This window comes from Streptomyces sp. MB09-01 (assembly GCF_033794505.1).
GTDB lineage: Bacteria > Actinomycetota > Actinomycetes > Streptomycetales > Streptomycetaceae > Streptomyces.
The window spans coordinates 20,628-30,991 of the sequence record NZ_JARAYQ010000084.1; the positions used below are offsets into that span (position 1 = coordinate 20,628).

Sequence of the window (10,364 nt, forward strand, 5' to 3'; positions counted from 1 at the left end):
TGTTGACTGCCGTCACCATCACGATACGCTCGTAGGGCAACAGCACGGCCGGCCCCACCCACTCCGGACCGCTGCAGGGGGCGACCCGCCTTGGACCTCATGCCTTCCGCTCACACGGACACCTTCGCCCGTGACCATCTGCCACCCGCCCACACCTGGCCGGAGCTGGTCTTCGATCTGCCCGAACTGGCCTACCCCGACCGCCTGAACTGCGGGGCGGAGCTGCTCGACGCCACCATCGGCCGGTTCGGCCCCGAGGGCGCCGACCGCCCGGCCTTCCGCAGCGGCACGGGCGAGGTGTGGACGTACGGCGGGCTCCGCGAGCGCGTGGACCGCCTCGCCCACGTGCTCACCGTCGACCTCGGCGTCGTCCCCGGCAACCGGGTGCTGCTGCGCGGACCCACCGGCCCCTGGCTCGCCGCCTGCTGGCTGGCGGTCATGAAGGCGGGCGCGGTGGCGGTGACCGTACTGCCCCAGCAGCGCGCGAAGGAGCTGGCCACGGTGTGCGCGATGGCCCGGGTCCAGCACGCCCTGTGCCATGCGGACGTGCTGGACGACCTGGTCAAGGCCGAGGTGCCGGGGCTGCGGATCACCGCGTACGGGGGCGGCGCCCGGGACGACCTGCTGCGGCTGGCCGAGAGACACGAGGGGCCCTTCCCGGCCGCCCCGACCTCCGCCGACGACGTCGCCCTGATCGCCTTCACCTCCGGGACCACCGGCCGGCCCAAGGGCTGCATGCACTTCCACCGCGACCTGCTCGCCGTCGCCGACACCTTCTCCCGCAGCGTGCTGCGCCCCCGCCCGGACGACGTGTTCGCGGGCAGCCCGCCGCTCGGGTTCACCTTCGGCCTCGGCGGGCTGGTCGTCTTCCCGCTGCGGGCGGGCGCGTCCGCGCTGCTGCTGGAGGAGGCCGTGCCGCGCCGGCTTCTGCCCGCGCTGGCGGAGCACCGGGTGACGGTGCTGTTCACCGCGCCCACCGCGTACCGGACGATGCTGGACGCCCTGGGCCCGTACGACGTGGGCATGTACGACCTGTCCGCGCTGCGCCGCTGCGTCTCGGCCGGGGAGAACCTGCCCGCCGCCACCTGGCAGGCCTGGTACGAGCGCACCGGCCTGCGGATCATCAACGGCATCGGGGCGACCGAGCTGCTGCACATCTTCATCTCCGCCGCCGACGAGGAGATCCGGCCCGGTACGACCGGCCGGGTGGTCCCGGGCTGGCAGGCCCGGGTGGTGGACCGGTCCGGCCGGCCGGTCGCGGACAACGAGCCGGGGCTGCTGGCCGTACGCGGCCCGGTGGGCTGCCGCTACCTGGCGGACCCCCGTCAGGGTGAGTACGTACAGGACGGCTGGAACGTCACCGGTGACACCTACGTGCGCGATCCGGAGGGCTACTTCCGCTACGTCGCCCGGGCCGACGACATGATCGTCTCGGCGGGGTACAACATCGCGGGCCCGGAGGTGGAGGAGGCCCTGCTGCGTCACCCGGACGTGGTGGAGGCGGCGGTGGTGGGCCGCCCGGACGAGCGACGCGGGCAGATCGTGGTGGCGTACACCGTCGCCCGTGACGGCGTGGTCCTCACCGAGGAGGCCCTGCGCTCCTTCATGCGGGCGGAGCTGGCCCCGCACAAGTGCCCGCGCTCCTTCGTCTTCCTCCCCGCGCTCCCGCGCACGGCCACGGGCAAGCTCCAGCGCTTCCGGCTGCGGGACCCCGACACCCGGCCGGACCGGCCCGACCGGCCCGACCGGCCCGACGGCCTAGAGTGAAACCGTGGTCGAGCAGCACACCCCGCGATCCCTGATCGTCACGTTCTACGGAGCCTACGGGCGGGCCTTCGAGGGCCCGGTCCCGGTGTCCGCGCTGGTCCGCCTGCTGGGCGCGGTCGGCGTCGACGCCCCGTCGGTCCGCTCGTCGGTGTCCCGGCTGAAGCGGCGGGGCTTCCTGCTGCCCGAGCGCGCCGCGGACGGCTCGGCCGCGTACGGCCTCTCCGAGGAGGCGCAGCAGCTGCTGGACGACGGCGACCGCCGGATCTACGGCAGTCCGCAGCTGTCGGAGGAGTGGCTGGTGGCGGTGTTCTCCGTCCCGGAGCAGGAACGGAACAAGCGGCACCTGCTGCGTTCCCGGCTGGCCCGGCTCGGTTTCGGCGCGGTGGCGCCGGGCGTGTGGATCGCCCCGGCCCGGCTGGCCGAGGAGACCGCGCACACGCTGGAGCGGCTGCACCTGACGCCGTACGTGGAGCTGTTCCGCGGGGCCCACCTCGGCTTCGCGCCGAGCGCCGAGGCGGTGGCCCGCTGGTGGGACCTGGCGGCCCTGGCCAAACAGCACGAGGAGTTCCTCGACCTGCACGAACCGGCCCTGCGCGCCCTCCAGGCGGGTCCGGAGCCGGCGCCGGAGAAGGCCTACCGCGGCTACCTGTTCGCGCTGGACTCCTGGCGGCGCCTGCCGTACGCCGACCCGGGCCTGCCGCGCGAGCTGCTCCCGGCGGGCTGGCCGGGCGACCGGGCGGCGGCCGTCTTCGCCGAACTCCACGCGCGGCTACGGTTCCACGAACCCGGCGCCGACGTCCCGCACGTGGCCCGGCGTCCTCTCGATGATCGCTTCCGGGCTGCTGGGCGCCGCGGCCGGATGCCTGGCCATCGCCCTCTCGTCACGCGCACGCGCCTACTGCGACGCGGGCTGGGAAGCGGGTGGTGTGGCCGAGCTGACCTTCCTGCTCCCGGTCCTGGTGGTGGGCTTCGCGGTGTGCGCGGTGGTGGTCGCGATGCTCATGCCGCGCCGGCACCCGCTGCTGCGGATGGTGCCGGTGGTGATCGTGCTGGGGGTGCTGGTCATCTGGTTCTTCGCCGTCGAGGGCACCCTGGACGGATACCCCGGCAACCCGGAGCGGTGCGGGCCCGACAACGTGCCGCCGTGGTGGCCGGGTTGGCTGCCGGCCTGACGGAAATCCGGGTGCGCGCCGGCTCCCCGTCCCGCCAGGATGGGCCATGACCTGGACCTTCACCACGGATCTGGCGGCCTATCTGGCCGCGGCGGGCCCGGCCGCGGCCGCGCAGCCCGTCTCCAACACCCTCCTGTTGACCGTGACCGACGGGCTGAAGCGGCGCGGGAGCACCGCCTACGGCTCCGACGCCCCCTTCTTCGGCTGGTGGACCGGGGCGGACGGGACCGTCGCCGGGGCGCTGCTGTGCACCCCGCCGTTCCCGATGGTGCTCGGCGTGGTGCCGGCCGAGGCGGTCCGGGCGCTGGGGGCCGCGCTGCGCGGCGAACCGCTGCTCGCCGGGCTCCGCGCGTTCAACGCACGCCGCCCGGACGCACAGGCGCTGGCCGAGGCCTGGGGGCGGCCCACCCGGATCGCCGAGGAGCTCCGCCTGTACCGGCTGGCCGGCCTGGTCGCCCCGGATCCCGCCCCGGCCGGGCGGCCGCGGACCGCCACCGCGGCGAACCTCCCGCTGCTGCTGGAATGGATCACCGCCTTCCACGAGGAGGCGGGCGTGAGGGGCGCCGGCTCCGAAGCCGTGCTGCGCGACCGGATCTCGTACGGCGGGGTCCTGCTGTGGGAGCACGAGGGCGGCCCGGTCTCCCTGGCGTCCTTCTCCCGCCCGATCGGCTCGGCCGCCCGCATCGGCCCGGTCTACACCCCGCCCGCGCTCCGCGGCCGCGGCTACGCCGCCGGGGTCACCCACGCGGCGAGCGCAGCGGCGCACGCGGCCGGCGCCTCGGAGGTCCTCCTCTTCACCGACCTGGCCAACCCCACCAGCAACGGCGTCTACCAGCGCCTGGGCTACACCCCGGTCGAGGACCGCGCCGAGGTCGTCCCGGTGTGAACGCGCCGGACCAGTGCACGATCGGGAGGGCTAGCCGCGCCCCGTCGGTGGTTTGCGGCTGCCCGCGCGGTACGGGGCCGGCCAGGGGGCGCCCGGGCCTTCGTAGGACTGGTCGGCGGCCGCGTGCAGGCTCCAGTGGGGGTCGTAGAGGTGGGGGCGGCCGAGCGCGCAGAGGTCGGCGCGGCCGGCCAGCAGCAGGGAGTTCACGTCGTCCCAGGAGGAGATGGCGCCGACCGCGATCACGGGGACGCCGAGGGCGTTGCGGATCCGGTCGGCGTACGGGGTCTGGTACGAGCGTCCGTACTCGGGGGCCTCGTCCGCGACCACCTGTCCGGTCGAGACGTCGATGGCGTCGGCTCCGTGGGCGGCGAAGGCGGCGGCGATCCGCACCGCCTCCTCGGGCGTGGTGCCGCCGGGCGCCCAGTCGGTCGCCGAGAGGCGGACGGTCATCGGGCGGTCCTCGGGCCAGACCTCGCGGACCGCGTCGAAGACCTCCAGCGGGAAGCGCAGGCGGTTCTCCAGGGCGCCGCCGTAGGCGTCGGTGCGGTGGTTGGTCAGCGGTGAGAGGAATCCGGAGAGCAGGTAGCCGTGGGCGCAGTGCAGTTCCAGCAGGTCGAACCCGCTGTCGGCGGCGCGCACGGCGGCGGCCGCGAACTCGGAGCGCAGCGCCACCAGGTCGGCCTGGCCGAGGGCGCGCGGGAGCGCCGAGACGCCCGGCCGGTAGGGCAGCTCGGAGGCGGCCACCAGCGGCCAGTTGCCCTCCGGGAGGGGGTCGTCCATGCCCTCCCACATCACCCGCGTGGAGCCCTTGCGGCCCGCGTGCCCGAGCTGGACGCCGAGCGCGGTGCCGGGTGCGGAGGTGTGGACGAAATCGGCGATCCGCCGCCAGGCCTCCGCCTGTTCCTGGGTGTAGAGGCCGGCGCAGCCGGGGGTGATCCGGCCCTCGGCGGACACGCAGACCATCTCCGTCATCACCAGGGCGGCCCCGCCGAGGGCCCGGGCGCCCAGGTGCACGAGGTGGAAGTCGCCCGGGATTCCGTCCACGGCCGAGTACATGTCCATCGGGGAGACGACGACCCGGTTGCGCAGGGTCAGGCCGCGCAGGGTGAGGGGGGTGAACATCGGCGGGGTGTGCTCGTCCGGGCAGCCGAAGTCGCGTTCCACTGCGCGCGCGAACCGCTCGTCGCGGATCCGCAGGTTGTCGTGCGTGACCCGGCGGCTGCGGGTGAGGAGGTTGAAGGCGAACTGCCGGGCGGGCTGGTCGACGTATCCGGCGAGCTCCTCGAACCAGGCCCGGCTCGCCGCCGCGGCCCGCTGGGTGCTGGCGACCGCCGGGCGGCGCGCCGCCTCGTACGCGGCGAGGGCGGCCGGTACGTCGCCTTCCGCGCCGGCCACCGCTTCGGCGAGGGCGAGCGCGTCCTCGACGGCCAGCTTGGTGCCGGAGCCGATGGAGAAGTGGGCGGTGTGCGCCGCGTCGCCGAGCAGGGCCACGTTGCCGTGTGACCAGCGCTCGTTGACCAGGGTGTCGAACCGCGTCCAGGTCGAGCGGTTGCCGCGCAGCGGCCGTCCGCGCAGGGCCTCGCTGAAGATCTTGGCGCAGCGGGCCGCGGACTCGTCCTCGTCGCACAGGTCGAGGCCGGCCGCCCGCCAGACCTCCTCCCGCATCTCGACGATCACCGTGGAGGCGTCCGCCGCATAGGGGTAGGCGTGCAGTTGCATGACCCCGTGCTCGGTCTCGGCGATCTCGAAGCGGAAGGCCTCGAACGCGAAGTCGGCGGCGAGCCAGATGTAGCGGCAGCGCCCGGGCGTCAGCGTCGGCCCGTAGTGCGCGGCTCCGGCCGCCCGGATCGCGCTGTGCACCCCGTCCGCCGCGACCACCAGGTCGTACGCGGCGGCGAGGTCCCGCACGTCCGGGGCCGCGGTGCGGAAGCGGAGCCGGACGCCGAGCCCGGCGCAGCGCTCGTGCAGGATCTGCAGCAGCCGGCGCCGCCCGATGGCGGCGAAGCCGTGGCCGCCGGAGGTCAGCATCCGGCCCCGGTGCACGATGTCCACGTCGTCCCAGCGCACGAACTCGGCGCTCAGGGCGGTGTAGACGACGGTGTCGGCCCGCTCGATGCCTCCGAGGGTCTCGTCGGAGAGGACCACGCCGAAGCCGAAGGTGTCGTCCGGGGCGCCCCGCTCCCAGACCTCCACGGCGTGGCCCTGGCGGGCCAGGAGCGCGGCGGCGTACAGCCCGCCCGGTCCCCCGCCGACGACGGCGACCCGCATGGGGCCCGGAGACACGCGGCTACCTGCCCTTCCAGGCGGGCGGCCGCTTCCCGGTGAAGGCCGCGTGGAACTCCGCGTAGTCCTGGCCGTTCATCAGGAGGGCCTGGGTGGCTGCGTCGAGCTCCACCGACGCGGCCAGCGGCATGTCGAGTTCTGCGGTGAGCAGCGCCTTGGTCTGCGCGTAGGCGAGGGCGGGCCCCGACGCCAGGTGCGCGGCGAGTTCGGCGGCCCGTACGTGGGCCTTGCCCTCCTCGGTGAGCTCGCTGAGCAGGCCGATCCGCTCCGCTTCGGGGGCGCGTACGGGCTCTCCGAGCATCAGCAGCCGGGTGGCGTGGCCGAGGCCGACGACCCGGGGCAGCAGGTAGGCGGCTCCCATGTCGCCGCCGGACAGGCCGACGCGGGTGAAGAGGAAGGCGAAGCGGGCGGTGGGGTCGGCGATGCGGAAGTCGGCGGCGAGCGCGAGGACGGCGCCGGCCCCGGCGGCCACCCCGTGCATGGCGGCGATCACCGGGAAGGGGCATTCGCGGAGGGCACGCACCACCTGGCCGGTCATCCGGTTGAAGTCGAGGAGCTGGGCGGTGTCCATGGCGAGGGTGGCGCCGATGATCTCGTCCACGTCCCCGCCGGAGCAGAAGCCGCGGCCCTCGCCACCCAGGACGAGGGCGCGCACGGAACGCTCGCGGGACAGTTCGGCGAGCAGATCGCGCAGGTCGGCGTAGGCGCCGAAGGTGAGCGCGTTCAGCTTCTCGGGGCGGTCGAAGGTGACGGTGGCTACGCCGTCCTGCCGGGTGACCCGGAGGTGGTGCCACCGTTCGGTCGCTGCTGTGGAACCGGTGAAGGGGCTCACACGATCGACGGTATCACCAGATCGTGACTGCCGTCAGAGAAGCGCGACATCGTGTCGGCGTTCATCGTGCCGGTATCCGCGGCCGGCCCTGCTGCCCGTCGGCGCCCGGGCGCCGTGCGGGGCTCTCCACCGGGCCGGTGGAGAGCGCCGCGTGCGGCGGTCGCGGGCAGGGCGCCCGCCGGGCGACAAGGCCGACACCCGCGGGGCGTCGGGGCCGGCACCCGCAGGGCGTCAGGGCCGGCGTTCGAGGCGGAAGACGGCTGCCGCGCCCCAGGCAGTGACCCCGACGGTGAACCAGTCGTCCATCGTGTCCGAACCGGTCAGGAACGCGATGAGGCCGAAGACGAAGGCGATCAGCCCGCACACGCCGAGCGCGACGCCGAGCAGCGGGCGGACGGTCCGCGTCACCTGGCGGCGCAGGATCCGGCGGCGGGCGCGGCGCCGCCGGCGCTTGAGCCGGCTGACCTCCGTCTCCTGCTGGGCGACCGCGGCCTTGTGGCAGACCAGTTCGTGCTCGGCCGCGGCGATCAGGTCCTCCAGGGTGTGGCCCAGGACCGCCGGGGTGTTCGGGTGTTGCGGGCCGTTCGCATCGGGCATGCTGCTCATGGGATGTCCTTTCACAGGGATGTCCGTCGGCCCGCTGCTCTCGGTTACCAGGCCTGGTGAGCAGCGGGCTTCATGGTGTGCGGGCTACTGGAGCCGCACAGCGCAGACCGCGGTCAGGGCCGCGGCCCCGACGGCCATCCACAGGCCGGCCGCGAACGGCCAGCCCGGGAGGGCCGTCCAGAGGGGACCGGGAGGGATCAGCTGCCAGCCCCCGTCGGCCCGTGTCCGGCGGCCGTGGCCGCGGCGTCCGCGCCAAAGCCGCCCCTTGGCCTTGTCGGCCGCGGCTTCCTCGCGCCGCGCGAGACGGCGGGCGACCTCGGCGTACACGTGGTCGAGCTCCGCGTCGACGTCTCGGACGCCGAACCTCGTGCGGGCCCAGGCGTGGAACGCCCGGAGGTGTCGGCTGAACCAATCCTCGAAGCCGATGTTTTCGTCCTCGTTCGGCATGTGCATCCTGTCTCCAACTTGGCTCTCACTGGCCGGGGAGCGGGCGGGACCGTCGCTGTGGTGGCAGCCGTGCGACGGTCCCGCCCGCGCATGTGCGGAACTACCGCGGTTCTTCGTGACGGTCGATGTAGCCGGTCTTCTCACCGAAGGGGCGGAGGGCTTCCTGCAGGCTCGGGAACTTCTCCTCGGCGCGCTTCAGGGCCGTCCGCACCGTCCGCCGGGAGACTCCGAGCCGGTCGGCGATCTTCGCTTCGCTGAGCGAGGCCCCTTCCTCGCTGAAACGCAGCTCGAGGACGGCGCGCTGGCGGCCCTTGAAGTGCTTGAGGAACACGTTCCAGAACTCCTTCAGTTCGTCCGGGGCGAACTGCATGCCGTCCTCGTCCTGGGCCTTGTTTTCCGGCGGCTCGTCATCGGGTCCGTCGCCGTGGACGAGGTGGTCGAAGTAGGCAGTGGGGTACGTGTTCCTGCGGTGCCGGTTCTCCTTTCTGTTCAGGATCTTGATCTGGTTGAAGATCTCGTCGGTGAGAAGCTCCGTCACCTCCTCGAGGCCGGGGGTCTCGTCGGCCTGGTCGAGCGACACCAGCACGCAGATGGACGCCTCGTTCATGACCTGGGTCTTGCTCTCGTCCGAGAGGGCACGGAAACGAGAGCTGACGAGTGCCCTCGACTCTGCGGCCCTGTATGCCTCGCGAAGGATCTCGCGCGGCGGAGGTCCGCCTCGCTGGGCAGGAATCTCGGTCACCAGTTGCCTCCACGCACGTGCCGACTCGGGGGGTGGGACCGCCTTGCGGGTGGTCCTACCCCTTGCGGAAATCGGCGGCAAAGTCGCCCGAGGCACCCATGGGAGCGGCAGGCAGCCCCGGGGCACGGGGGGCGGGAGGAACACGACGGGGCGGCAGAAGGCCTGCGGGATCTGAGGGCCCCGTCAGGGAGGGCGCTCCGGAAACGCGGAGCCCGCGGCGTCCGCGGACGCGGGGCCGGCGGCGGCACGACGCCGGATATGCCGCAGGGCGGGGTGCACACGGCCTGGAGCGCGATCGGCGAGCGCCCGAACGGGAGGCCTCCGCTCGCCGCTGTCCCGGTCCGCGCGACGACGGCCGCATCACGGGCGAGCGGCACCCGGCACCGGGCGGAGCGGCACTTGCGTGCGAGCGCCCGCCCCTCGCCCTGCCGCAGGTGCGGGTCGAGCCTGCCGAGGCCGCGGGTCGGCAGGTGGGAACAGCGGAGCGGCGGATCAGGGAGCCGACGCGCCGCGGCGTATGACTATGCGTCACTCCGGGCGGGCCGGCCGAGCGTGGCGACGAGTACGGCCTTGATGGTGTGCAGGCGGTTCTCGGCCTCGTCGAAGACGACGGAGTGCGCCGACTCGAACACCTCGTCGGTCACCTCCAGGGATTCCAGCCCGTGCCGCTCGTGGATCTCCCGGGCCACCTTGGTGCCGAGGTCGTGGAAGGCCGGCAGGCAGTGCATGAACTTCACGTCCGGGTTCCCGGTGGCCCGCAGCACGTCCATGGTCACGGCGTACGGGGACAGGGCCGCGATCCGCTCGTCCCAGACCTCCTTGGGCTCGCCCATGGACACCCAGATGTCGGTCACCACGAAGTCCGCCCCCGCGACCCCCTCGGCGACCTCCTCGGTCAGGGTGATCCGCGCGCCGCTGCCCTCCGCGAGCTCCCGCGCCGCGGCCACCACCGACTCGGCCGGCCAGTAGGCGCGGGGCGCGACGATCCGTACGTCCATGCCCAGCAGCGCACCGGTCACCAGGTACGAGTTGCCCATGTTGAAGCGGGCGTCGCCGAGGTAGGCGAAGGCGATCCGGTCCAGCGGCTTGGCGGTGTGCTCGGTCATCGTGAGGACGTCGGCCAGCATCTGGGTGGGGTGCCAGTCGTCGGTGAGACCGTTGAAGACGGGCACGCCGGAGTGGGCGGCGAGCTCCTCGACGGCCTCCTGGCTGTCGCCGCGGTACTCGATCCCGTCGAACATCCGGCCGAGCACCCGCGCGGTGTCGCGGATCGACTCCTTATGGCCCATCTGGGAGCCCGCGGGGTCGAGGTAGGTGGTGTGGGCGCCCTGGTCCGCGGCGGCGACCTCGAAGGCGCAGCGGGTCCGCGTCGAGGTCTTCTCGAAGATCAGCGCGATGTTCCTGCCCTGGAGCAGGCGCTGCTCGACGCCGGCCTTCTTGGCCGCCTTCAGTTCGGCGGCGAGCTCGACCAGGCCGCGGAACTCGGCGGCCGTGAAGTCGAGCTCCTTGAGGAAACTGCGGCCTGCGAGGTCGGTGGCCATGGGGTCGCTCCAGCGTCACGGTGACAGGGGATGTTGGAAGTCTATACGATCCTCTGTATTGATATACAGGACCCTCTCCCTGCCCTCC

8 protein-coding genes and 1 pseudogene are annotated in these 10,364 nt (G+C 73.5%); 3 read left to right on the plus strand and 6 right to left on the minus strand.

Features of this window, described 5'->3' with window-relative positions; translation table 11 throughout:
- Nucleotides 1-99 precede the first annotated feature (99 nt).
- The 3 genes and pseudogenes from PV721_RS19285 (at nucleotide 100) to PV721_RS19295 (ending at nucleotide 3,825) form a co-directional block, all read left to right on the plus strand.
- Nucleotides 100-1,767: an AMP-binding protein gene (locus PV721_RS19285; protein WP_319725936.1), complete on the plus strand. Its 1,668-nt coding sequence runs from the start codon at nucleotides 100-102 to the stop codon at nucleotides 1,765-1,767.
- A 4-nt stretch (nucleotides 1,768-1,771) separates the two neighbouring features.
- Nucleotides 1,772-2,542: pseudogene (locus PV721_RS19290) on the plus strand (PaaX family transcriptional regulator C-terminal domain-containing protein); the annotation flags it as partial.
- Between the two features lie 443 nt (nucleotides 2,543-2,985).
- Nucleotides 2,986-3,825 carry a GNAT family N-acetyltransferase gene (locus PV721_RS19295; protein WP_319725938.1) on the plus strand — a complete coding sequence of 280 codons (840 nt, stop codon included), beginning with the start codon at nucleotides 2,986-2,988 and terminating at the stop codon, nucleotides 3,823-3,825.
- 30 nt (nucleotides 3,826-3,855) lie between these two features.
- Here the strand turns inward: PV721_RS19295 and PV721_RS19300 are convergent, their stop codons facing one another.
- The 6 genes from PV721_RS19300 to argF all read right to left on the minus strand — a co-directional run bounded on the left by PV721_RS19300 (nucleotide 3,856) and on the right by argF (nucleotide 10,276).
- Nucleotides 3,856-6,093 carry a bifunctional salicylyl-CoA 5-hydroxylase/oxidoreductase gene (locus PV721_RS19300; RefSeq protein ID WP_319725953.1) on the minus strand — a complete coding sequence of 746 codons (2,238 nt, stop codon included), beginning with the start codon at nucleotides 6,091-6,093 and terminating at the stop codon, nucleotides 3,856-3,858.
- Between the two features lie 19 nt (nucleotides 6,094-6,112).
- A complete protein-coding gene (locus PV721_RS19305; RefSeq protein WP_319725940.1) occupies nucleotides 6,113-6,940 on the minus strand; it encodes an enoyl-CoA hydratase family protein in 828 nt (275 codons plus the stop codon).
- Between the two features lie 231 nt (nucleotides 6,941-7,171).
- Nucleotides 7,172-7,546, minus strand: coding sequence for a hypothetical protein (locus PV721_RS19310; RefSeq protein WP_319725942.1), 375 nt, complete (start codon nucleotides 7,544-7,546; stop codon nucleotides 7,172-7,174).
- 84 nt (nucleotides 7,547-7,630) lie between these two features.
- Nucleotides 7,631-7,993 carry a hypothetical protein gene (locus PV721_RS19315; protein WP_319725944.1) on the minus strand — a complete coding sequence of 121 codons (363 nt, stop codon included), beginning with the start codon at nucleotides 7,991-7,993 and terminating at the stop codon, nucleotides 7,631-7,633.
- Nucleotides 7,994-8,093: 100 nt separating this feature from the next.
- Nucleotides 8,094-8,600 (minus strand): sigma-70 family RNA polymerase sigma factor, encoded by a 507-nt coding sequence (locus tag PV721_RS19320; RefSeq protein ID WP_319725945.1) that lies wholly within the window; start codon nucleotides 8,598-8,600, stop codon nucleotides 8,094-8,096.
- Nucleotides 8,601-9,256: 656 nt separating this feature from the next.
- The gene (gene argF / locus PV721_RS19325; protein WP_319725947.1) at nucleotides 9,257-10,276 is read right to left on the minus strand and encodes an ornithine carbamoyltransferase; all 1,020 of its coding nucleotides are present in this window, start codon (nucleotides 10,274-10,276) and stop codon (nucleotides 9,257-9,259) included.
- Nucleotides 10,277-10,364: the final 88 nt, after the last annotated feature.